The following is a 22104-nucleotide window of genomic DNA, read 5'->3' as shown; positions in this document are numbered from 1 at the left end:
CCGGCGATCCCGCCAAGCCCTGGGCGCCGATCTTCGGTGCGGTCGCGGTCGGCCTGGTCGCGGCCGGTGCCGTCGGCCTGCTCGGCCTCGCCCTCCGTCCCTTCCGACTGACAGGAGCAACACGATGAACGGCCGCACGGGCGAACCGGCGATCTCGGTGACCGGCGTCGACCGGGTCTTCGGCAAGGGTCGCAAGCAGGTGGTCGCGCTCCAGTCGGTCGAGCTGACCGTGGCCGCCGGCGAGTTCGTGTCGCTGATCGGGCCGAGCGGCTGCGGCAAGAGCACCCTGCTGCGCCTGGTCGCCGACCTCGACTCGCCGACCGCCGGTGAGATCGCGGTCTTCGGCAAGGGCGCCCGGCAGGCCCGGCTCGACCAGGACTACGGCATCGCGTTCCAGCAGGCCGGCCTGCTGCCGTGGCGCACCGTCGCCGGCAACGTCGAGCTCCCGCTCAAGCTGCACGGCGCTGCCGCCCAGCTGCGCAAGGCCCGGGTCGCCGAGCTGCTCGAGCTGGTCGGGCTCACCGACTTCGCCAAGAACCACCCCGACCAGCTCTCCGGCGGCATGCAGCAGCGGGTGGCGATCGCCCGCGCGCTGGCCGAGAGCCCGCGGCTGCTGCTGATGGACGAGCCGTTCGGGGCTCTCGACGAGATCACCCGCGAGCGGATGCAGAACGAGCTGGTGCGGATCTGCGCCGAGACCGGCGCGGCCGTGCTCTTCGTGACCCACTCGATCCCGGAGGCGGTCTTCCTCTCCGACCGGGTGGTCGTGATGTCGCCCCGCCCCGGCCGGATCGCGGGCGTCGTCGACGTCCGGGCCGACGGCCTCGCCGGTGCGCACGACCGCACCGAGCGGGCGCGCGACGAGGAGGGCTTCTTCCACGCGGTCGCCGAGGTCCGCAGCCTCCTCCACGGCACGCCCGTGCCCGCGGTCGCCGCCGAAGGCCTGGAGAAGTAGCCATGGCCGTCGTCGACAGCACCGTCACCCGCGACACCCGCGCCCGGCTCCCGATCGCCGAGGTCCGGTGGAGCACCGTCGTCGCCCCGCTGGTGCTGGGCGCGCTGGTCGTGCTCGCCTGGGAGCTGTTCGTCGAGCTCGCCGAGATCGAGCCGTTCATCCTCCCGGCGCCCAGCGCGATCTGGGAGCAGGTGACTGCCAACACGGCCAACATCGTCGACGGCGCCACCGTCACCGGCCGCAACGCGTTGATCGGGATGCTGACCGGCGCCGTGATCGGGGTTCTCGGCGCGGCGCTCGCCGGCTCGTTCCGGTTCGTCGACCAGATGGCGGCGCCGGTCGTCGCAGCGCTCGCGGTGATCCCGATCGTGGCCCTGGCGCCGGTGCTCTACTCGATGTTCGGCGCGGCGGTGAACACCGGCCGGATCATCGTGGCCGCCGTCTCGGTGGCGGTCCCGGTCTACCTCAACACCCTGCGCGGGATCCGCCAGGTCAAGACCGTGCACCGGGAGCTGATGACCGCTTACGCCGCCAGCCCGATCCAGATGATCCGAGCGGTGACGCTGCCCACCGCGACGCCGTACGTCTTCACCGGCCTGCGGGTCGCCTCGTCGCTGGCGGTGATCGCGGCCCTCATCGCGGAGTACTTCGGCGGCCCCATCGGCGGGCTCGGGAAGTCGATCACGTCGTCGGCCGCGAGCAGCAACTACCCGCTCGCGTGGGCCTACGTCACCGGCGCGATCGTGCTCGGGCTGCTCTTCTACATCGTCACCCTGCTGGTCGAGCTCTGGTTCTCGCGCCACCACAAACCCGGTGGTTGAGGTGCGAGCGAAGCGAGCCTCGAGACCACCCCTGAGCCCGAGAAGAAGGAGAAAGCACATGAGGAGAACACTGAAGCTGGGCGCCGCTGCCGTCGCCCTCGCCGTCCTGGTGACCGGATGCTCCGACGACGAGGGCGGTGGGTCGTCCGAGGTCGAAGTCCAGCAGAACGAGGACTGCGCGACGCGCACCCAAGAAGCACGCGACGCCGGAGACCTCGAGGAGGTCTCCCTCCAGCTCCAGTGGGTGTCGCAGGCGCAGTTCGCCGGCTACTACGCCGCCGTTGCGGAGTGCTACTACGTCGACGAGGGCCTCGACGTCACGATCGTCGAGGGCGGGGTCGACATCGTCCCGCAGGACGTGCTCGCCTCCGGCGACGTCGACTACGCGATCTCGTGGGTGCCGAAGGTGCTCGGCTCCATCGAGCAGGGCGCGGGCATCACCAACGTCGCGCAGATCTTCGAGCGCAGCGCCACCACCCAGGTCTCGTTCAAGGACAAGGACATCACCGAGCCGGCCGACCTGAAGGGCAAGAACGTCGGCAGCTGGGGCTTCGGCAACGAGTGGGAGCTCTTCGCCGGCATGCAGTCGGCCGACGTGACCGTCGAGGACATCAACCTGGTCCAGCAGGCGTTCGACATGAACGCCTTCCTGGCCGGCGACATCGACGCCGCGCAGGCGATGACCTACAACGAGTACGCCCAGGTGCTCGAGACCGTCAACCCGGAGACCGGCGAGCTCTACACGCCCGACGACCTCAACGTCATCAACTGGAACGACGTCGGCACGGCGATGCTGCAGGACGCCATCTGGGCGACGACCGAGAAGCTCTCGGACCCTGACTACGAGGAGCAGACGGTCGCGTTCATCAAGGCCTCGATCAAGGGCTGGGCGTTCGTCCGCGACAACCCGGAGGAGGCAGCCACGATCGTCGCCGACTCCGGCTCCGAGCTCGGCCAGAGCCACCAGCTGTGGATGGCCAACGAGGTCAACAAGCTGATCTGGCCGTCGACGAACGGCGTCGGGGTCATCGACGAGGACGCGTGGGCGCAGACCGTCGACATCGCGCTCAACACCGAGAACGAGACCGGCGCGACCATCATCAGCGAGGAGCCGCCGTCCTCGGCCTACACCAACGAGTACGTCGAGCAGGCGCTCGCCGAGCTCGACGACGAAGGGGTCGACACCATCGGTGCCGACTACGAGCCGATCGAAGTGACCCTGGAAGAGGGTGGCAGGTGACCGACCTCGACGCTCGCACCACCGAGCTCGACCGGCAGCACGTCTTCCACTCGTGGTCGGCGCAGGGCGGTCTCGCCCTGCTGCCGATCGCGGGTGGGGAGGGCACGCGGGTCTGGACCCACGCGGGCAAGTCCTACCTGGACTTCTCCAGCCAGCTGGTCAACGTCAACATCGGCCACCAGCACCCGTCGGTCGTCGCGGCCATCCAGGAGCAGGCGGCCACCCTGGCGACGATCGGGCCCGCCACCGCCAACCTCACCCGGGGGGTGGCGGCGCAGCGGATCGCCGCCCGCGCCCCGGAGGGCTTCGACAAGGTGTTCTTCACCAACGGCGGGGCCGACGCGATCGAGAACGCCATCCGGATGGCGCGCCTGCACACCGGTCGCGACAAGGTCGTGTCGACGTACCGCTCCTACCACGGCAACACGGGTGCGGCGATCGTCGCGACCGGCGACTGGCGGCGGATCCCCAACGAGTACGCCCGGGCTCACGTCCACGTCTTCGGCCCCTACCTCTACCGCTCGGAGTTCTGGGCGACCACGCCGGAGGAGGAGTGCGAGCGCGCGCTGCAGCACCTGCGGCGGGTGATCGAGTGCGAGGGCCCGGAGAGCGTCGCCGCGATCCTGCTCGAGACGATCCCCGGCACCGCCGGGATCCTGGTGCCGCCGCCGGGCTACCTGCCCGGCGTGCGGGCCCTGGCCGACCAGTACGGCATCGTGCTGATCCTCGACGAGGTGATGGCCGGCTTCGGCCGCACCGGCGAGTGGTTCGCGTTCGACGCGTTCGACGTGGTGCCCGACCTGATCACCTTCGCCAAGGGCGTGAACTCCGGCTACGTCCCGGTGGGCGGTGTCGTCATCAGCGACGCGATCGCCCGCACCTTCGACGACCGCGTCTTCCCGGGGGGCCTCACCTACAGCGGCCACCCCCTGGCCGCGGCCTCCATCGTGGCGTCGATCGACGCGATGGAGAGCGAGGGCATCGTCGCCCACGCGAAGCAGATCGGCGCCGACGTGCTCGCCCCCGGGCTCGCGACGCTGGCCGAGAAGCACCCGGTGCTGGGCGAGGTCCGCGGTGCCGGGGTGTTCTGGGCGATGGAGCTGGTCGCCGACCCCGTGACCCGCGAGCCCCTCTCCGCGGCCCTGATGGGCCGCGCGAAGAGCGAGCTGGTCGGCCGCGGCCTGCTGCCGTTCATCGCCGACAACCGCATCCATGTCGTGCCGCCCTGCGTGGTCACCGCCGACGAGGTGGCCGAGGCGCTCGCGGCGTACGACGAAGTCCTGTCCCTGCTCGACGACGCCGCCGGTTGAGGTGCGAGCGAAGCGAGCCTCGAAACCAAGGTTCATCACAAAGGAGTGACTCATGACTGAAGTTCTCGACCACTGGATCGCCGGCGCCACCGATGCCGGCGAGTCCGACCGCACCGGCCCGGTCTACGACCCGGCCCTCGGTGTCGTCTCCAAGCACGTCCGCTACGGCTCGGCCGGTGACGTCGACCGTGCGGTCGCCGTCGCCAAGGCGGCGTTCGCCGAGTGGGGCGAGGCCTCGATCGCGAAGCGGCAGCAGGTGCTGTTCGGCTTCCGCGAGATCCTCAACCAGCGCAAGGACGAGCTGGCCGCGATCCTCACCTCCGAGCACGGCAAGGTGCTGTCCGACGCCGCCGGCGAGGTCGCCCGCGGCCTGGAGGTCGTGGAGTTCGCCTGCGGCATGCCGCACCTCGCGAAGGGAGCGTTCTCGCAGAACGTCTCCACCGACGTCGACGTCTACTCGGTCAAGGAGCCGCTCGGTGTCGTCGGCATCATCAGCCCGTTCAACTTCCCGGCGATGGTCCCCATGTGGTTCTTCCCGATCGCGATCGCGACCGGCAACACGGTGGTGCTGAAGCCGAGCGAGAAGGACCCGAGCGTCGCCAACTGGATGGCGGCCGCCCTGAAGGAGGCCGGCCTGCCCGACGGCGTCTTCAACGTCGTGCACGGCGACAAGGAGGCGGTCGACGCGCTGCTGGTCCACCCCGACGTCGCGTCGATCTCGTTCGTCGGGTCCACGCCGATCGCGAAGTACGTCTACGAGACGGCGACCTCCCACGGCAAGCGGGTGCAGGCCCTCGGCGGCGCCAAGAACCACATGCTGGTGCTGCCCGACGCCGACCTCGACCTGGTCGCCGACTCCGCGGTCAACGCGGGCTTCGGCTCGGCCGGCGAGCGCTGCATGGCGATCTCGGTCGTCGTGGCGGTCGAGCCGGTCGCCGACGAGCTGATCGAGAAGATCCGCGACCGGATGGGCAAGCTGGTCATCGGCGACGGCCGCAAGGGCTGCGACATGGGCCCCCTGATCACCCGGGAGCACCGGGACAAGGTCGCCGGCTACCTCGACGTCGCCGCGACCGACGGAGCCACCGTCGTCGTCGACGGCCGCGACACCGACTACGACGGCGCAGCCGACGGCTTCTGGCTGGGCCCGACCCTGATCGACCAGGTGCCGACCAGCTCGTCGGTCTACCGCGACGAGATCTTCGGCCCGGTGCTGTCGGTGGTGCGGGTGGCGTCGTACGCCGAGGGCGTCGACCTCATCAACGCCGGCCCCTACGGCAACGGCACGGCGATCTTCACCAACGACGGCGGCGCCGCACGGCGCTTCCAGCGCGAGGCCGAGGTCGGCATGATCGGCATCAACGTGCCGATCCCGGTGCCCGTCGCCTACCACTCGTTCGGCGGCTACAAGGCGTCGATCTTCGGCGACGCGAAGGCCTACGGCCCGCAGGGCGTGGAGTTCTTCACCCGCGAGAAGGCGATCACGAGCCGGTGGCTCGACCCGTCGCACGGAGGGATCAACCTGGGCTTCCCCCAGAACAGTTAGATGGCGCGAGCAGGTCGCAGATCGTGCGGCACCGCGCGGGCACTCGCAAGCTCGGCCCGCGGGCACCGCACGATGCGGCTTCGCCGCCGTGCGCCATGCTGCCGCGCTGAGACTCGTCGGTCGGTCAGTCGAGAGTTTCTCCCCTAGGTCGCGTGCCGTCGGGGGCGCGGCGCCGTTGACCTGGGTACGACGCACTCGGGGCGTGGCGCCGCCTGTGGCCGATCCGAGAAAGCGTGTGCATCCATGACCCAGATCCCTCGCCCCCGCCGAGCGCCGTTGCTGGTCGCCGGACTGATCCTGACGTCGTCCACCCTCGTCGTGGTGGCTGCCGGTCCGGCAGCGGCCGCGCCGGTCGACGGCACCGTCCGCTCCGCCAGCTACAGCACGTACGGCGGTGGCTGCGACGTCGCCAACGGCGCCGACAGCGAGACGAAGACCTTCACCAACGCGACGGGCGAGCGCACGGCGTACGCCCTCGGCTCGTTCTCGGGCGAGCAGCGCGGCGGCGAGGTCGTCGGCGCCCACGGCGAGAGCGAGGTGACCTCGACCGCCAGCGGCACCGCGCGCAACCGTGCGTTCCGATCGGCCCGGTTCGACGGTTCCCACGTCGTCGTCCTCACCAACGACGCCGGAGCGGTCAACTGCGGCATGACCGTCGTCGCGCGCAGCGAGGGTGACGCGATGCTGCGGGTGCGCGAGCGCGGCCGGATCCGGATCCAGTGGACCAGCTCCGGCGGCGACATCGGGCTGATCAGCCTGATCGCGCCGTCCGGCAGAGCGGTGGTCGACCAGGACCCGGCGGACTCCGACGGGAAGGTCACGGTCCGGGTGCGGCGCGGTCTCTACTCCTTCGCCACCCAGGTCACCACGAGCGCGTCGGAGGCGGACCTCGCCGACGGCGACTCCGCGATCGTGTTCGGCAGGTTCGCCGTCGGGGTCAACTACCTGCGCCCCTCCCGGTAGCCGCTGACGGCCTATCCTCGCGGCCATGTCGGACCAGGTCGCGAACGCGCTGATCGCGACCGCTCTCGGCACGCTGGTCGCGATCGTGCTGCTGATCCCGGTCGCCGCCTACGAGTACCGCCGCGACGGCCGGCTCGGGCCGGGTGACCTGACGATCCTGCTCTCGGGTGCGGTCTACGGCCTGGCGCTGTGGACCTACACGCTGCTGCCGATCCCGGCCGACGACACCTATGCGTGCGTCGGGCGACAGACCGAGCCGCTCGCGACGATCCGCGCGATCGGGTTCCGGGACAGCGACGGCGCGATGGGCCTGGTGCGCGACCCGGCGTTCCTCCAGGTCGCCCTCAACGTGCTGCTCTTCGTGCCGCTGGGGTTCTACGTCCGCAAGCTGCTGGGGCGCGGGGTGGTGGTCGCGACCGTGCTCGGCTTCGGCATCTCGCTGCTGATCGAGGCCACCCAGACCACCGGCGTGTGGCACCTCTTCGACTGTGCCTACCGCAGGTTCGACGTCGACGACCTGATCGTCAACACGCTCGGCGCGGCCGCGGGGTCGCTCCTCGCCGCCCTGGTCGTACGACGCCGGCGCGGCGAGATCGTGCTGCCGACATCGATCAGCTACGGGCGCCGCCTGGTCGGGATGGTCTGCGACGTGCTGTTCGTGGTGCTGCTCGGCGCGGTCGTGGTGGTCGCCTACAAGGGTGCCTTCCACTACGGCCTGGCGTCGTCGTACTCCGACATCGACGACCGCGTCCGGACCTGGCTGCAGTGGGGCGTCCCGGCCGCCGTCGAGGCCGGGCTGGTCCTCTTCGCCGGCCGCACCTTCGGCGAGCTGGTCGTGTCCGTACGGGCGGTCGCGCGTCGCCGCGCGCTGACGCCGGTCTCACGCGTGGTGAAGCTGGCCGCCGGCGTCGGCCCGTTCCTCGCGCTGGGTGCGCTGATGCCGGCCTGGAGCACCTGGGCCCTGCTCGGCTACGCCGTCGTGAGCGTCCTGGCCGCGCTGCCGACCCGCGAGCACCGCGGCCTGTCGCACGTCGTGGCCGGGATGGACCTGGAGGTCGTCAGGCCGCGGCCACCAGGACGTGGGCGTACTGGTTGACGGCGCCGGCCGGAGTCGACGCCGTGTAGCCGAAGTAGCTGGACGCACACCCGATGGGCTCCAGCAGCTTGATCATCACCTTGAGCTCCGTCCTCGCTCCGGGAGCCAGGATGCCGGTGCTGTAGGCCCCGGCTTCGACGGCTGACGTGACGTTCTTCGTGCCCTGCTTGACCGTGATCGAGTAGGACGTCAGACAGCCGTAGGCGGGGTTGTACTTGAGCCCGATCGCTGTCGGCGATCCGGAGTTGTTCTGAAGCCGCAGCCGGAAGGTCGCCGTCGAGCCGGGCTTGATGGCACTGGCGGACTGGATCTGCTGGAGCGAGCCGCCCACGTACGGCTGGGTGCCGGTCTTCAGGAACAGGTCGTGGTTCGTGCTGCCGGTCTCGTAGGTCGCATGGAGGTCGGCCACGAAGGAGTCGCGGAGGGTGCTGGTCTCCGGGTCCCGCAGCTCGACGTACGTCACGTACTCGGCCTGGGGAAGGCCGCCGGCGAGCTGGACCCTGAGCTTGAGGGTCAAGCTCCCTCCCGGCGCGACCGGTGCGGTGTAGTAGGGCAGGGGCAGCGGGCTGGAGCCCTGCAGGAGCGTCCGGGTGATGCCGGGAGAGGAGGTCGGCGCCGTCACCTTGAACTGCTGGCTGGTCGGTCCGGTGTTGACGATCTTGAAGGTGAAGGTGCGCGCGTCACCGCCCGTCACCGCCCCCAGGTTGATGTAGTCGTTGGCGGTGTACAGCGAGCCCGTCCCCTTCGCCAGCAGGTAGCCGCTGGCTGCCGCGTGGGCAGGCGCAGCTCCGCCGACGACGGTGCCGACGGCGCAGACGGCCGCCGCGACCAAGCCGGCGAGCGCTCGACGAATGTTGATGTGCATCGGGACCACCCCATGAGATCCGGCGCCGCCCGGGAGCAGGCGACGGCTAGGTGACAGCGTGGACCGGCCGGCGCCGTCGGGAAACCGCCGATCGGATGAGTTGTCGCGACTATTTCGCCGGGCGGCAGTCGGGGCAGTAACAGTCAGGCTTGACTGTTTGTTTGTGGCGCGCCATGCTGATGCCGTGACCACATCGGCGACCTCGGGCGCACGCGTCCCGCAGGAGGAGCGCACCCGCGCGATGCGCGCGCGGCTGATGGAGGCGACGGTCGAGCTGCTGGTCGAGAAGGGCTTCAGCGGTACGACGACCACGCTCGTCTCGGAGCGCGCGGGCGTCAGCCGCGGCGCCCAGCTGCACCACTTCCCGACCAAGAACGACCTCGTCGTCGCGGCCGTGACCCATCTGACGGAGCGCCGCGGGGACGAGCTGGCCGCCCGCGCCGCCGAGCTGCCGGAGGGGCGCAACCGCACCCGGGCGGTGATCCAGATGCTCGGCGACCACTTCGCCGGCCCGGTCTTCACCGCGGCCCTCGAGCTGTGGGTGGCCGCGCGCACCGACGAGAGCCTGCTGGCGGCGGTCGCTCCCCTGGAGCAGGTGGTCGGCCGCGAGACCCACAAGCTGACGGTGCAGCTGCTGGGCGCCGACGAGTCGCAGCCCGGCGTCCGCGAGCTGATCCAGGCGACCCTCGACCTCGTGCGCGGCCTGGGACTGGCCAGCACGCTGGGCGACGACACCCGTCGTCGCCGCAGGATCCTCGACCAGTGGGCGGCAACTCTCGACGCCACTCCGGGTTTCGAGGCTCGCTTCGCTCGCACCTCAACCACCGAGAGGGACCACAAGTGAGTGTCTTTGACGACGTCTTCGCCGACCTCACCGCCGAGGGCGACCAGCTCCGCGCGGCCGTTGCCGGGCTCGACGACGGTGCCGACGGCGGGTGGGCGACCCCCACTCCGGCCGAGGGCTGGACGATCGCCACGACGATCGCCCACCTGCTCTGGACCGACGAGGTCGCCGTCCTCGCGGCCAACGCCCACTCGCCGGAGGGCAAGGAGGCGTGGGACGAGGTGGTGCTGCAGGCGATCGCCGACCCCACCGGCTTCGTGGACGCCGGCGCCCACGAGCTCGCGGCGCTCGCACCCGCCGACCTGCTCGTCCGCTGGGACGCCGGCCGGGCCGCGCTCGCGGTCGCACTGCGGGAGGTTCCCGAGGGCCAGAAGATGCCGTGGTTCGGTCCGCCGATGTCGCCGACGTCGATGGCGACCGCGCGCTTCATGGAGACCTGGGCGCACGCGCTCGACGTGTACGACGCCCTGGCCGCGGCCGGCTCGACGGGCGGCTCGACGGGCGGCCGGCCCGCGGTCACGGACCGGATCAAGCAGGTCGCCCATCTCGGCGTCCGCACCCGCAACTTCTCCTTCGCCCAGCACGAGCTCGAGGCGCCGACCGAGGAGTTCCTGGTCGCGCTGACTGCGCCGAGCGGCGAGCTCTGGGTCTGGGGGCCCGAGGACGCCGCGCAGAGCGTGCGCGGCTCGGCGTACGACTTCTGCCAGCTGGTCACCCAGCGGATCCACCGCGACGACACCGACCTGGTCGCCGTCGGCGCGGACGCGGAGAAGTGGCTGACCATCGCCCAGGCCTTCGCCGGCCCGGCAGGCGGCGGTCGGGTTTCCCGGCTCGCTGACGCTCGCACCTCAACCAGCGAGGAGGGGGCATGAGCGACCCGATCCGGATCGGCAACTGCTCCGGCTTCTACGGTGACCGGCTCTCGGCGTTCCGCGAGATGCTCGAGGGCGGCCGAGAAGAAGGGCAGAGCCTGGACTACCTGACCGGTGACTACCTCGCAGAGCTCACCATGCTCATCCTCGGCAAGGACACCTTCAAGGACCCGAGCCTCGGCTACGCCCGCACGTTCGCGAAGCAGGCCGAGGACGCGCTCGGCCTGGCGCTCGAGCAGGGCGTCAAGGTCGTCGTCAACGCCGGCGGGGTCAACCCGCGCGGGCTCGCCGACAAGCTGCGCGAGGTCGCGACCGGGCTCGGCCTCGACCCGAGGATCGCGCACGTCGAGGGCGACGACATCCGCGGCCAGGTCGCCGACCTCGGCCTGCTGCACGAGACCTACGGCAACCCGCTGACCGCCAACGCCTACCTCGGCGCGTTCGGCATCGCCTCCGCCCTGACCCACGGCGCCGACCTGGTCGTCACCGGCCGCGTCACCGACGCCTCGGTCGTCGTCGGGCCGGCGATCGCCCACTTCGGCTGGACGCCGGAGTCGTACGACGCCCTGGCCGGCGCAGTCGTCGCCGGCCACATCATCGAGTGCGGCACCCAGGCCACGGGCGGCAACTTCAGCGGCTTCCTCGACCTGATCGAGGCCGGCGCGATCAAGGACGGGGAGCCGCTCGGCTTCCCGATCGCGGAGCTGGCCGAGGACGGCTCGATGGTGATCACCAAGCACGCCGGGACCGGCGGCGCGGTCACTGTCGACACCGTCACCGCGCAGCTGGTCTACGAGATCCAGACCACGAAGTACCTCAACCCCGACGTCACCGTCGACCTCACGTCGTTGCGCCTCGAGCAGGACGGTGACGACCGGGTCTCCGTCACCGGGGTCACCGGCTCGGCGCCGCCCGAGCAGCTCAAGGTCTGCCTCAACTACTTCGCCGGCTTCCGCAACTCCGCGGAGTTCGTCGTCACCGGCCTCAACGCCGACGCCAAGGTTGAGTGGATCAAGGCCCAGGTCGAGGCAGCGCTCGGCCCCGAAGGCACCGACGCCGCCCGCCCGGCGAAGGTCGACTGGTCCGGTGTGCGCACCGTCCAGCCGGACGCCGACACCGAGGAGGGCGCCTCGATGCTGCTCCGGGTCACTGCGTTCGACCCCGACGCCGACAAGGTCGGCAAGGGCCTCACCGCTCCGATCATCGAGCTCGCGCTCGGGTCCTACCCCGGCTTCAGCGTCACCCGGATGCCCGGCCCCGGCACGGCGTACGGCGTCTACAGCCCCGCCTACATCCCGCGCAGCAGCGTCGCGCACACGGTGGTCCACCACGACGGGACGACCGAGGTCATCGCCGATCCGGTGACCGCCGACGCGCCGATCGACCCGACCGAGGGGCTGCGGCCCTCGCCGTTCCCCGCGCCGACCGACACCCTCACCCGCCGGATCCCGCTCGGCACGTTCGTGCACGGGCGCTCCGGCGACAAGGGCGGCGACGCCAACATCGGGCTCTGGGTCAAGAACGACGGCCACCCCAAGTACGCCGAGCGGGTGACCTGGCTGACCAAGTTCATGTCCCGCCGCCGGGTGCGCGAGCTGGTCCCCGAGGCCAAGGACCTCGACATCGAGGTCTACGTGCTGCCCAACCTGGGCGGCGTCAACGTCGTGATCTACGGCCTGCTCGACGAGGGCGTCGCCGCCACCGCGCGGTTCGACCCGCAGGCGAAGGGCCTGGCCGAGTGGGTCCGCTCCCGGCTCGTGAACATCGAAGGGAACGTTCTGTGATCACCACGTTCAACCACGGCTTCACCGACGAGCAGCTCGCGCTCAGGGAGTCGGCGCTCGAGTTCACCCGGCGCGAGGTGACGCCCTACCTCGACCAGTGGGAGAAGGACGGCGAGATCCCGCGCGACTTCCAGAAGAAGCTCGCGCACGCCGGCTTCCTCGGCGTCGGCGTCCCGGAGGAGGTCGGCGGTGACGGCGGCAGCCTGCTCGACGCCTGCGCCATGCAGCAGGGCTTCATGGAGGGCGGCTGGTCCGGCGGGCTGATGGCTTCGGCCTTCACCCACGGCATCGCGATCCCGCACATCATCCAGAACGGCTCGCAGCAGCTGATCGACACCTACGTCCGCCCGGTGCTGTCCGGCGACATGATCGGGTCGCTCGCCATCACCGAGCCCGGCGCCGGCTCCGACGTCGCCAACATCACGACCCGCGCGGTCCGGGACGGCGACGACTACGTCATCAACGGCGCCAAGACGTTCATCACGTCCTCGGTGCGCGGCGACTTCGTCACCACCGCCGTCCGCACGGGCGAGGCCGGCGCGCACGGCATCTCGCTGATCGTCGTACCCAAGGGCACGCCCGGGTTCACCGTCTCCCGCAAGCTCGACAAGATGGGCTGGCTCGCGTCCGATACCGGCGAGCTGAGCTACGTCGACGTGCGGGTCCCGGCCGCCAACCTGGTCGGCCAGGAGAACCACGGCTTCTACTACATCGCGCAGAACTTCGTCTCCGAGCGGATCTGGCTGGCGCTGATGGGCTACGGCCACGCGCTGCGCTGCCTCAACCTCGCGGCCCAGTACAGCAAGGACCGCGACGCGTTCGGCAAGCCACTGGTCGCCAACCAGGTGGTGCGCGCCAAGCTGACCGAGATGCACCGCCAGGTCGCGGTCGCCCGCAGCTACACCCTCGAGGTGGCGCGGCGGTACGACGCGGGCGAGGACTGCATCGCCGAGGCCTGCCTCGCGAAGCAGACCGCCGTCGACACGGCCGTCTGGGTCGCCGACCAGGCCGTGCAGCTGCACGGCGGGATGGGCTACATGCGCGAGTCCGAGGTCGAGCGCCACTACCGCGACGTCCGACTGCTGCCGATCGGCGGTGGCTCCACCGAGGTGCTCACCGACCTGGCGGCCCGGCTGCTGGGCTACTCGCAATGACGGGGGCGGGGATGAGCGCCCTCGGCGGGGAGGTCGACCTCTTCCTGCGCGCGGCGCCGGAGAAGGTCTGGGACCTGGTCAGCGACGTCACCCGGATCGGCGAGTTCTCCCCCGAGACGTTCGAGGCGGAGTGGACCCACGGCGCGACCGGTCCGGCGGTCGGAGCGCGCTTCAAGGGGCACGTGAAGCGCAACGGCGTCGGACCGACGTACTGGTCGCCGTGCACCGTGACGCAGTGCGTCGAGCCCGGGCCCGACGGACGGGGCCTGTTCGAGTTCGCCGTCGGGCTCGACGGCAATCACATCAACACGTGGGGCTACCGGCTGGAGCCCGAGGGCGACGGCACCCGGGTCACCGAGTACTTCCGGCTCACCCCGAGCTGGTACGTCCGCGGCTACTGGATGCTGCTCGGCCGGCTCCGCGGCCGCACGAACGAGCGCGGCATGCGCACGACCTTGGAGAGGATGAAGGCGGTGGTGGAGTCGTGACGGATCGTCGCACAGCCATGCTCGAGAAGATCGAGTCGCTGCACGAGGAGCAGACCAAGGCCGTCGAGGCCGGCGGCAAGTACATCGCCCGCCACAAGGAGCGCGGCAAGCTCACGGCGCGGGAGCGGATCGAGCTGCTCGTCGACGAGGGCTCGGCGTTCCTCGAGCTGATGCCGCTGGCCGGCTGGGGCAGCGACTTCGCGGTCGGCGCCAGCATGGTCACCGGCATCGGGGTGGTCGAGGGCGTGGAGTGCATGATCGTCGCGAACGACCCGACGGTGAAGGGCGGCGCCCTCAACCCGTGGTCGCTGCGCAAGTCGTTCCGGGCCGCCGAGATCGCCGAGAAGAACTTCCTCCCTTCGATCAACCTCACCGAGTCCGGTGGCGCGGACCTGCCCACCCAGAAGGACATCTTCATCCCGGGGGGCCGCGGCTTCCGCGACCTGACCCGGGCGTCGGCCCGCAAGCAGCCGACGATCTCGGTCGTCTTCGGCAACTCCACCGCCGGCGGCGCCTACGTCCCCGGCATGAGCGACTACGTGATCATGGTCAAGGAGCGCGCGAAGGTGTTCCTCGCCGGCCCGCCCCTCGTCAAGATGGCGACGGGCGAGGAGACCGACGACGAGTCGCTCGGCGGTGCCGAGATGCACTCCCGGATCTCCGGGTCGTCCGACTTCCTCGCGGTCGACGAGCTCGACGCGATCCGACAGGCCCGGCGCGTGGTCGCTCGCCTCAACTGGCGCAAGCAGGGCACCTCGCCGGACCCGACGTCGTACGCCGAACCGGACCTCGACCCGGAGGAGCTCCTCGACCTGATCCCGACCGACCTCAAGGAGCCGTTCGACCCGCGCGAGGCGATCCTGCGGATCGTCGACGGCACCGGGCCGAACAACGCGGTGGCGTTCGACGAGTTCAAGCCGCTCTACGGCTCGTCCCTCTGCGTCGGCTGGGCCAACCTGCACGGCCGCGAGATCGGCATCCTCGCCAACGCGCGCGGCGTGCTGATGTCGGAGGAGGCGCAGAAGGCGGCGCAGTTCATCCAGCTGGCCAACCAGAAGGACACGCCGCTGCTGTTCCTGCACAACACCACCGGCTACATGGTCGGCACGGAGTACGAGCAGGGCGGCATCATCAAGCACGGCGCGCTGATGATCAACGCGGTCTCGAACTCCAAGGTGCCGCACCTGACGGTGATCATGGGCGCGTCGTACGGCGCCGGCAACTACGGCATGAACGGCCGTGCCTACGACCCTCGGTTCCTCTTCACCTGGCCGTCGGCCAAGTCCGCGGTCATGGGACCGCAGCAGCTCGCCGGCGTGCTCGAGATCGTGGCGCGCGAGTCGGCGGAGAAGAAGGGCGAGGTCTTCGACGCCGAGGGGTTCAAGGGCATCAAGGAGATGGTCGAGGGGATGGTGGAGGAGCAGTCGCTGCCGTACTTCCTCTCCGGGATGGTCTACGACGACGGCGTCATCGACCCGCGTGACACCCGCACCGTCCTCGGCATCTGCCTGTCCGTCATCGACAACCAGCCCATCGAAGGGGCTATGAACTTCGGGGTGTTCCGCCTGTGATCACACGACTCCTGGTGGCCAACCGCGGCGAGATCGCCCGGCGGGTCTTCCGCACCTGTCGCGACCTCGGCATCGAGACCGTCGCCGTCCACTCCGACGCCGACGCCGGGATGCCATTCGTGGCCGAGGCCGACGCCGCCGTACGACTGCCCGGCAACACGCCGGCCGAGACCTACCTCCGTGGCGACCTGGTGATCGAGGCCGCGCTGAAGGCCGGCGCCGACGCGATCCACCCCGGCTACGGGTTCCTGTCNACGGGTTCCTGTCCGAGAACGCCGCGTTCGCCCAGCAGGTCATCGACGCCGGGCTGACCTGGGTCGGCCCGGCTCCCGACTCGATCGAGCGGATGGGCTCGAAGATCGAGTCGAAGAAGCTGATGGAGGCCGCCGGCGTCCCGGTGCTCGGCGAGTTCACTGCCGACACCGCGACCGCGGACGACCTCCCCCTCCTGGTCAAGGCCTCCGCGGGCGGCGGCGGCCGCGGCATGCGGATCGTCCGCGAGCTCGACCAGCTCGCCGGCGAGATCGAGAAGGCGCAGGCAGAGGCGGCGTCGGCGTTCGGCGACGGAACCGTCTTCGTCGAGCCGTACGTCCAGTCCGGCCGGCACGTCGAGGTCCAGGTGATCGGCACCGCGGACGGCGCGATCGTCTTCGGCGAGCGCGACTGCTCGGTCCAGCGGCGTCACCAGAAGGTGATCGAGGAGGCGCCGGCCCCGGCGCTCCCGGACGCCACCCGCAAGTCCCTGCACGAGGCGGCCAAGGCGGCTGCCGAGGCGATCGACTACCGCGGCGCCGGCACGGTCGAGTTCCTCTACGACGTCGCCCTGGACCGCTTCTACTTCCTGGAGATGAACACCCGGCTCCAGGTCGAGCACCCGGTGACCGAGGCGGTCTACGGCGTCGACCTGGTCGCGCTCCAGATCGCCGTCGCCGAGGGCCGCTCCCTCGACGAGGACTCGCCGCTGGTTGAGGTGCGAGGCCGCCCGCGGCCGAGCCTCGAGACCAAGGCGCCGACCGGCCACGCGATCGAGGTCCGCCTCTACGCCGAGGACCCGGCCGCCGGCTACCAGCCGCAGTCGGGTCGCATCACCCGCTTCGAGGTGCCGGGGGTGGTGAGCGAGTTCGCCACCACGGGCTACGGCATCCGGCTCGACTCGGGCGTCGGCTCCAGCGACGAGATCGGGACCTTCTACGACGCGATGATCGCCAAGGTCATCGTGTGGGCGCCCACGCGGGACCAAGCGCTGCGACAGCTGGCCGGGGCGTTGGCGCGGGCCGAGATCCACGGCCTGCGCACCAACCGCGACCTGCTGGTCAACCTGCTGCGCGACCCGGTCGTGGTGGACGCCCGGATGGACACCACCTGGCTCGACGGCGCCGACCTGTCCGTCCTCGGCGCTGCGCCGGGCGGCGAGCAGACCGTGCCGTTGTCGGGCTTCGCGGCCGCGATCGCGCTGGCCGAACGGGCCCGGCTGAGCGCCCGGGTGCAGAGCCGCATCCCCGCGGGCTATCGCAACGTCGTCGCCCAGCCGCAGGAGACGGTGTTCCTGCTCGGGGACGAGGAGCTGCCGGTCCGGTGGTACGGCGGACGCACCTTCTCCTCCGCCGACCTCGACGACGTCGCCGTGGTGTCGGCCGGGCCGGACCAGGTCGTGCTCGAGGCCGACGGCGTGCGCCGTACCTTCGTGGTGCGGGTGGCCGGCGACCCCGGTCAGGAGGCCGTGGACGTCGAGTCGCCCCTCGGCCATGTCGCACTGAAGCGGAAGCCTCGGTTCGTCGACCCCGCTACCCAGGTCGCCGCCGGCTCGCTGCTGGCCCCCATGCCCGGCAGCGTGGTCATGGTCCACGCCGACGTCGGCGACACGGTCGCCGAGGGCCAACCCATCCTCGTGATGGAGGCCATGAAGATGCAGCACACCATCGCCGCGCCGTACGCGGGCACGCTCACCGAGCTCGCGGCCACCATCGGCCAGCAGGTCGAGGCGGGCGCCGTGCTCGCCGTCGTCACCCCCGACAACGCCGCCGACACCGACCCCGGCACTGACCCCGGCACCACCGAGAACGAAGAGGACTGACCGCCATGACCACCGTCGACACCATGTTCACCGAGCCGGAGGAGCGCGTCGCGCTGCGCGAGGCGGTCAAGAAGCTCGCCGGCAAGTACGGCCGCGAGTACATCGAGAAGCAGGCTCGCGAGGGCGGCAAGACCACCGAGCTGTGGCTCGAGATGGGGGCCAACGGCTTCCTCGGCGTCAACATCCCCGAGGAGTACGGCGGCGGTGGCGGCGGCATGGCCGACCTCGCCGCAGTCCTCGAGGAGGCCGCCACCGCGGGTGCGCCACTGCTGATGATGGTGGTCTCGCCGGCGATCTGCGGCTCGATCATCGCCCGGTGCGGCACCGAGGAGCAGAAGCAGCGGTGGCTGCCCGGCATCGCCGACGGCACCCTGCTGATGGCCTTCGGCATCACCGAGGCCGACGCCGGCTCCAACGCCCACAACCTGACCACCACGGCGACCCGCGACGGCGACCAGTGGGTGCTCAACGGCCAGAAGACCTTCATCTCCGGTGTCGACGAGGCGCAGTCGGTGCTGATCGTGTCGCGCACCGAGGACGCCAAGACCGGCAAGCTCAAGCCGGCGCTCTTCGTCGTACCCACCGACGCCCCCGGCTTCACCAAGCAGCCGATCGAGATGGCGTGGTCGGCGCCGGAGAAGCAGTTCACCCTCTTCCTCGACGACGTGCGGCTCCCCGCCGACGCGCTGGTGGGCGACGAGGACGGCGGCCTCTGGCAGCTGTTCGCCGGGCTCAACCCGGAGCGGATCATGGGTGGCGCGCTGTCGTGCGGCATGGCGCGCTTCGCGCTCGACCTCGCTGTCGACTACGCCAAGACCCGCAGCGTCTGGAAGGACGTCCCGATCGGCGCCCACCAGGGCATCCAGCACCCGCTGGCGAAGGTCAAGATCGAGCTCGAGCAGGCCCGCCTGCTGTGGCAGAAGGCGGCAGCCCTCTACGACGCCGGCGACGACTTCACCGCGGGCGAGTACGCCAACATGGCCAAGTACGCCGGCGGCGAGGTCTCCTGCAACGCCACCGACGCCGCGGTCCACACCCACGGCGGCAACGGCCTGACCGTCGAGTACGGCCTCGCCAACCTGCTCGTCGCCTCGCGCCTCGGCCGGATCGCCCCCGTCAGCCGGGAGATGATCCTCAACTTCGTCGCCATGCACACCCTGGGGCTGCCCAAGTCGTACTGAGCCTCGTTGGTCGAGGAGGTCGCCGTCGCCGTTGGTCGAGGAGGTCGCCGTCGCCGTTGGTCGAGGAGGTCGCCCTGGCGACCGTCACGAGACCCTGGTGGTCGTTGGTCGAGGAGGTCGCTCTGGCGACCGTCACGAGACCTGTGGTCGTTGGTCGAGGAGGTCGCCGTCGCCGTTGGTCGAGGAGGTCGCTCTGGCGACCGTCACGAGACCCCGTGTCGGCGGCCGCGCGCTTCCGGCGCGCTCAGCGGGACGTCATACGGCACGGCCCCTATGACTGCCGGGACGTATGACGTTGCGCGGGACGTCATACGCCCCGGGGGTCATGGGTGCACGGACGTATGACGTCCCGCCGCGGACCTGATCCACTTCCGCGCACGCGACGTCGAGATGGGTTCATAGTTGAGGTCGAACGCCGTCGACGCCGGTCGCGGCGGCCCGACGAAAGGCGGCGTCGTGTCTGACCGATTCCTCGCCTACGCCCTCGTGGCGCTCGCCGCGTCCATCCTGCCAGCGTCCATCCTCCCAGCGCCCAGCATGGCTGCCGGCCCCGCGATCACCGCCGACAACGCCGACCGGACACCGTGCGAGGGCAGCCCGTTCACCGGTGGACCCGATGAGGACACGATCCACGGTGACCGTCATGACAACGAGATCTGCGGGTGGGGCGGCCACGACACTCTGTTCGGCCACCAGGGCGACGACGTCCTCCGCGGCTCGGGGGGCAGGGACTACCTCGGCGGCGGCCTCGGGGCTGACAGGCTCAACGGTCGCTCGAACGACGACACGATCGAGGGCGGCGACGGCAACGACGTCATCGACGCCGACACCGGGCTCGACATCATCAGCGGCGGCCGTGGAGACGACGAGATCTGGGGCGGTGGCGACGCCGACGTGGCTGGCGGCGGTCCCGGTTACGACTTCATCGAGGGCGACTACGGCGACGACCGGCTGCGTGGCGGTCCGGGCCGCGACACGATCCTCGGCAGTCGCAGCGACGACCTCGCTCGCGGCGGGCGGGGCAACGACGCGCTGTACGGCGGCTTCGGCCGCGACGTGCTCGACGGCGGGCCCGGCCACGACCTCATCGACGGGTGGCGCGGCAGAGACCTCGCCCGGGGCGGACCCGGCGATGACGTCATCCACCTCGATGACGACGTCGCGGGCAACGACGTGGCGAGCTGTGGTGACGGTGACGACCTCGTCGTCATCGACGCGGGGGACGCCGCGGACAGCGACTGCGAGACGGTGAGGACCCGGGGCTGAGGGGTCGCCGCTCAGGCCACCGGCCGCGCGGACCCACGGAGGTGACCGGGTACGACGAATCCTGACTCGTAGGCGGCGACCACGAGCTGCACCCGGTCGCGAGCCCCGAGCTTCGCGAGCAGGCTGGCGACGTGGGACTTGACGGTCGGGAGCGAGATGAAGAGCTCGCCGCCGATCTCGGCGTTGGAGAGGCCGCGGGCGATGAGTCGCAGCACCTCGGCCTCGCGCGGGGACACCCGGCTCGGGCGCTCCGGAGGAGGCATCGGCACCGACCACAGCTCCACCCGGCGGCTCGGCGACGTCGGGCGCGGGGCGCCGACAGGGCGGGGGCCGGGGATCGGCGGCTCGAGCCGGGTCTTGCGCGGGACTGCCATGGTGGTCATCGGAACTGGGTCCTCTCGGGGATCGTGGCCCTCGGGGTGGGCTTGGTCACCAGACTCCCCACCAGTGCTCAAATTCCGCTCAATTCCGTTCTTTACTGATGCAGACTCCGGGGGTGACTCTGCGCATCGCCGTCCTCGGGCCGCTCGAGGTCACGCGCGACGGAGCGGCGGTGGACCTGGGGTCCCACAAGCAGCGGGCGGTCCTGGGAGTGCTGACGGCGCTCGCGCCCGCCGCCGTACCCGTCGACCGCCTGGTCGACGAGATCTGGGGCGACGCCGGTCCGGCCAACCCGTTGCGCAGCCTGCAGGTCTACATGTCGGGGCTGCGCTCCGCGTTCGGGGAGTACGGCGACCGGCTGGTCACCGAGGGCCGCGCCTACCGCCTGCACACCGATGACGTCGAGGTCGACGCGGAGCGGTTCAGCCGGCTGGTGCGCGAGGCCGCCGCCGAACCGGACGCGACCCGCGCGGTCGCCCTGGCCGACGAGGCGCTCGCGCTCTGGCGAGGCGAGGCGTGGCAGGACCTCCGGGACCTGCCCGTGACCGGACCGGAGGCGGTGGCGCTCGAGGCCGAACGGCTCACCGCGGCGGCCGTCCGCGCCCGGGCGCTGCTGGCCCTCGGCCGGCACCGCGAGCTGGTGCCGTGGCTGGAGCCGCTGGTCGAGCAGCACCCGCTCAACGAGGAGCTGCGTGGCCACCTGATGCTCGCGCTGCACCGCAGCGACCGCCAGGCCGACGCGCTCGAGGTCTACGCCGCCGGCCGGGAGATCAAGGCCGACGAGACCGGGCTCGACCCCGGCGACGACCTGCAGCGCCTGCAGGCCGCGATCCTCGCCGACGACGCGTCGCTGCGGGTCGAGGACGTCGAGCTGCGCTCGCGCCGGCACCTGCCGGCCCAGGTCACCTCCCTGGTCGGACGCGTCGCGGAGATCGCTGCCGTCACCGACCTGCTGCGCGACCCGGCGCACCGGCTGCTGACGCTGACCGGACCGGGCGGCATCGGCAAGACCCGGCTCAGCCTCGCCGTGGCCCACGGCCTCGCGGCCGACCACCCCGACGGCGTCTGGTTCGTCGCGCTCGACGCGCTGCGCGACCACCGACTGGTCGCCGGGGCGATCGCCGACGTGCTCGGGGTCGAGGCCGCGGGCAGCGACCTCACCGCCGCCCTGGCCGCGCACCTCCGTGACCGCCGGTTGCTCCTCGTGCTCGACAACTTCGAGCAGGTGGAGGACGCCGCCCCGGTCGTCTCCGACCTGTTGGCGGCCGCTCCGGGACTGCGGGTGCTGGTGACCAGCCGGGTCCGGCTCCGGCTGTACGGCGAGCGGGTGGTGCCGCTCGACCCGCTGGCGCCCGACGACGCCGTACCCCTCTTCCTCGAGCGTGCCCGCGCCGTCGACCACCGGTTCGACGCGCCGCTGGACACCGTCGCCGAGCTCTGCGAGCAGCTCGACCGGATCCCGCTCGCGATCGAGCTGGTCGCCGCCCGGGCCGACGAGGTCCCGCTCGAGCTGCTCCGCAAGCAGCTCGAGGCGCGGCAAGCGCTCGACCTCGCGACCGACGGCCCGCGCGACCGCAGCTCTCGGCAGCGCACGCTCCGCGGCGCGATCGGCTGGAGCGTCGACCTGCTGTCGGAGGAGCTGGCGGGGCGTTTCGCCCGGCTCGCGGTCTTCGACGGCGGCTTCGACGCGGAC

Annotated in this window: 19 protein-coding genes and 2 pseudogenes; 19 read left to right on the top strand and 2 right to left on the bottom strand. The window is 71.1% G+C overall.

The genetic code is table 11. From position 1 onward, the window contains the following. Positions 1–124: 124 nt before the first annotated feature. From H0488_RS11085 to H0488_RS11055, 7 genes are all read left to right on the top strand, one after another. Positions 125–955: an ABC transporter ATP-binding protein gene (locus H0488_RS11085; protein WP_183099332.1), complete on the top strand. Its 831-nt coding sequence runs from the start codon at positions 125–127 to the stop codon at positions 953–955. Between the two features lie 2 nt (positions 956–957). After that, positions 958–1776, top strand: a complete 819-nt coding sequence (locus H0488_RS11080) for an ABC transporter permease (protein WP_183099331.1) — start codon at positions 958–960, stop codon at positions 1774–1776. A gap of 58 nt (positions 1777–1834) precedes the next feature. Beyond that, positions 1835–3016, top strand: coding sequence for an ABC transporter substrate-binding protein (locus tag H0488_RS11075; RefSeq protein WP_183099330.1), 1182 nt, complete (start codon positions 1835–1837; stop codon positions 3014–3016). Continuing rightward, the gene (locus tag H0488_RS11070; protein WP_183099329.1) at positions 3013–4326 is read left to right on the top strand and encodes an aspartate aminotransferase family protein; all 1314 of its coding nucleotides are present in this window, start codon (positions 3013–3015) and stop codon (positions 4324–4326) included. Before H0488_RS11075 ends, H0488_RS11070 begins: the two co-directional genes overlap by 4 nt. A gap of 52 nt (positions 4327–4378) precedes the next feature. Further along, positions 4379–5872 (top strand): CoA-acylating methylmalonate-semialdehyde dehydrogenase, encoded by a 1494-nt coding sequence (locus tag H0488_RS11065; RefSeq protein WP_183099328.1) that lies wholly within the window; start codon positions 4379–4381, stop codon positions 5870–5872. A 243-nt stretch (positions 5873–6115) separates the two neighbouring features. After that, positions 6116–6835, top strand: a complete 720-nt coding sequence (locus tag H0488_RS11060; protein ID WP_183099327.1) for a hypothetical protein — start codon at positions 6116–6118, stop codon at positions 6833–6835. Between the two features lie 25 nt (positions 6836–6860). Beyond that, positions 6861–7931: a VanZ family protein gene (locus H0488_RS11055; RefSeq protein WP_183099326.1), complete on the top strand. Its 1071-nt coding sequence runs from the start codon at positions 6861–6863 to the stop codon at positions 7929–7931. Here the strand turns inward: H0488_RS11055 and H0488_RS11050 are convergent. Next, a complete protein-coding gene (locus H0488_RS11050; protein WP_183099325.1) occupies positions 7894–8796 on the bottom strand; it encodes a hypothetical protein in 903 nt (300 codons plus the stop codon). The two genes, H0488_RS11055 and H0488_RS11050, sit on opposite strands and share 38 nt — an antisense overlap. Before the next feature lie 184 nt (positions 8797–8980). On the opposite strand from H0488_RS11050, the gene H0488_RS11045 reads away from it, so the two are divergent. From H0488_RS11045 to H0488_RS11005, 11 genes and pseudogenes are all read left to right on the top strand, one after another. Beyond that, positions 8981–9640 (top strand): TetR/AcrR family transcriptional regulator, encoded by a 660-nt coding sequence (locus H0488_RS11045; RefSeq protein WP_312856293.1) that lies wholly within the window; start codon positions 8981–8983, stop codon positions 9638–9640. Next, the gene (locus H0488_RS11040; RefSeq protein ID WP_183099324.1) at positions 9637–10512 is read left to right on the top strand and encodes a TIGR03084 family metal-binding protein; all 876 of its coding nucleotides are present in this window, start codon (positions 9637–9639) and stop codon (positions 10510–10512) included. The genes H0488_RS11045 and H0488_RS11040 overlap by 4 nt, the downstream gene beginning before the upstream one ends. Next, positions 10509–12296, top strand: coding sequence for an acyclic terpene utilization AtuA family protein (locus H0488_RS11035; RefSeq protein WP_183099323.1), 1788 nt, complete (start codon positions 10509–10511; stop codon positions 12294–12296). The genes H0488_RS11040 and H0488_RS11035 overlap by 4 nt, the downstream gene beginning before the upstream one ends. Next, positions 12293–13450: an acyl-CoA dehydrogenase family protein gene (locus H0488_RS11030; protein ID WP_312856292.1), complete on the top strand. Its 1158-nt coding sequence runs from the start codon at positions 12293–12295 to the stop codon at positions 13448–13450. The genes H0488_RS11035 and H0488_RS11030 overlap by 4 nt, the downstream gene beginning before the upstream one ends. A gap of 11 nt (positions 13451–13461) precedes the next feature. Then, positions 13462–13938, top strand: coding sequence for an SRPBCC family protein (locus tag H0488_RS11025; RefSeq protein ID WP_183099322.1), 477 nt, complete (start codon positions 13462–13464; stop codon positions 13936–13938). 17 nt (positions 13939–13955) lie between these two features. Next, positions 13956–15509 (top strand): acyl-CoA carboxylase subunit beta, encoded by a 1554-nt coding sequence (locus H0488_RS11020; protein WP_183099321.1) that lies wholly within the window; start codon positions 13956–13958, stop codon positions 15507–15509. Next, a pseudogene (locus H0488_RS25355) lies at positions 15506–15703 on the top strand (biotin carboxylase N-terminal domain-containing protein); the annotation flags it as partial. The gene H0488_RS11020 and the pseudogene H0488_RS25355, both read left to right, overlap by 4 nt. Beyond that, positions 15625–15816: pseudogene (locus tag H0488_RS25350) on the top strand (hypothetical protein); the annotation flags it as partial. The pseudogenes H0488_RS25355 and H0488_RS25350, both read left to right, overlap by 79 nt. 39 nt (positions 15817–15855) lie before the next feature. Beyond that, entirely contained in the window at positions 15856–17583 is a 1728-nt protein-coding gene (locus H0488_RS11015; RefSeq protein ID WP_246371862.1) for an ATP-binding protein, read from the top strand. A 5-nt stretch (positions 17584–17588) separates the two neighbouring features. Then, complete coding sequence (locus H0488_RS11010) at positions 17589–18764, top strand: acyl-CoA dehydrogenase family protein (RefSeq protein WP_183099320.1); 1176 nt, start codon at positions 17589–17591, stop codon at positions 18762–18764. Positions 18765–19220: 456 nt separating this feature from the next. Then, the gene (locus H0488_RS11005) at positions 19221–20030 is read left to right on the top strand and encodes a calcium-binding protein (protein ID WP_183099319.1); all 810 of its coding nucleotides are present in this window, start codon (positions 19221–19223) and stop codon (positions 20028–20030) included. 11 nt (positions 20031–20041) lie between these two features. Here H0488_RS11005 and H0488_RS24995 read toward each other — a convergent pair whose 3' ends face one another. Continuing rightward, entirely contained in the window at positions 20042–20413 is a 372-nt protein-coding gene (locus H0488_RS24995; RefSeq protein ID WP_183099318.1) for a response regulator transcription factor, read from the bottom strand. A 113-nt stretch (positions 20414–20526) separates the two neighbouring features. Between H0488_RS24995 and H0488_RS10995 the strand changes: the two genes are divergently transcribed. After that, the coding region (locus tag H0488_RS10995) for an AfsR/SARP family transcriptional regulator (RefSeq protein ID WP_183099317.1) at positions 20527–22104 on the top strand (1578 nt) is incomplete at its 3' end.

The sequence above is a fragment of the Nocardioides pelophilus genome (genome assembly GCF_014180685.1).
GTDB lineage: Bacteria > Actinomycetota > Actinomycetes > Propionibacteriales > Nocardioidaceae > Nocardioides > Nocardioides pelophilus.
Note: the sequence above shows the minus strand (reverse complement) of the source record. Positions and strands in the feature narration are given on the sequence as shown.

Coding starts and splice junctions, on each gene's coding strand:
- H0488_RS11075 (WP_183099330.1), top strand. CDS start 1,835: ATGAGGAGAACACTGAAGCTGGGCGCCGCTGCCGTCGCCCTCGCCGTC.
- H0488_RS11010 (WP_183099320.1), top strand. CDS start 17,589: ATGACCACCGTCGACACCATGTTCACCGAGCCGGAGGAGCGCGTCGCG.
- H0488_RS11025 (WP_183099322.1), top strand. CDS start 13,462: ATGAGCGCCCTCGGCGGGGAGGTCGACCTCTTCCTGCGCGCGGCGCCG.
- H0488_RS11080 (WP_183099331.1), top strand. CDS start 958: ATGGCCGTCGTCGACAGCACCGTCACCCGCGACACCCGCGCCCGGCTC.
- H0488_RS11035 (WP_183099323.1), top strand. CDS start 10,509: ATGAGCGACCCGATCCGGATCGGCAACTGCTCCGGCTTCTACGGTGAC.
- H0488_RS11060 (WP_183099327.1), top strand. CDS start 6,116: ATGACCCAGATCCCTCGCCCCCGCCGAGCGCCGTTGCTGGTCGCCGGA.
- H0488_RS11065 (WP_183099328.1), top strand. CDS start 4,379: ATGACTGAAGTTCTCGACCACTGGATCGCCGGCGCCACCGATGCCGGC.
- H0488_RS11085 (WP_183099332.1), top strand. CDS start 125: ATGAACGGCCGCACGGGCGAACCGGCGATCTCGGTGACCGGCGTCGAC.
- H0488_RS11015 (WP_246371862.1), top strand. CDS start 15,856: ATGGGCTCGAAGATCGAGTCGAAGAAGCTGATGGAGGCCGCCGGCGTC.
- H0488_RS24995 (WP_183099318.1), bottom strand. CDS start 20,413: ATGACCACCATGGCAGTCCCGCGCAAGACCCGGCTCGAGCCGCCGATC.
- H0488_RS11055 (WP_183099326.1), top strand. CDS start 6,861: ATGTCGGACCAGGTCGCGAACGCGCTGATCGCGACCGCTCTCGGCACG.
- H0488_RS11020 (WP_183099321.1), top strand. CDS start 13,956: ATGCTCGAGAAGATCGAGTCGCTGCACGAGGAGCAGACCAAGGCCGTC.
- H0488_RS11050 (WP_183099325.1), bottom strand. CDS start 8,796: ATGCACATCAACATTCGTCGAGCGCTCGCCGGCTTGGTCGCGGCGGCC.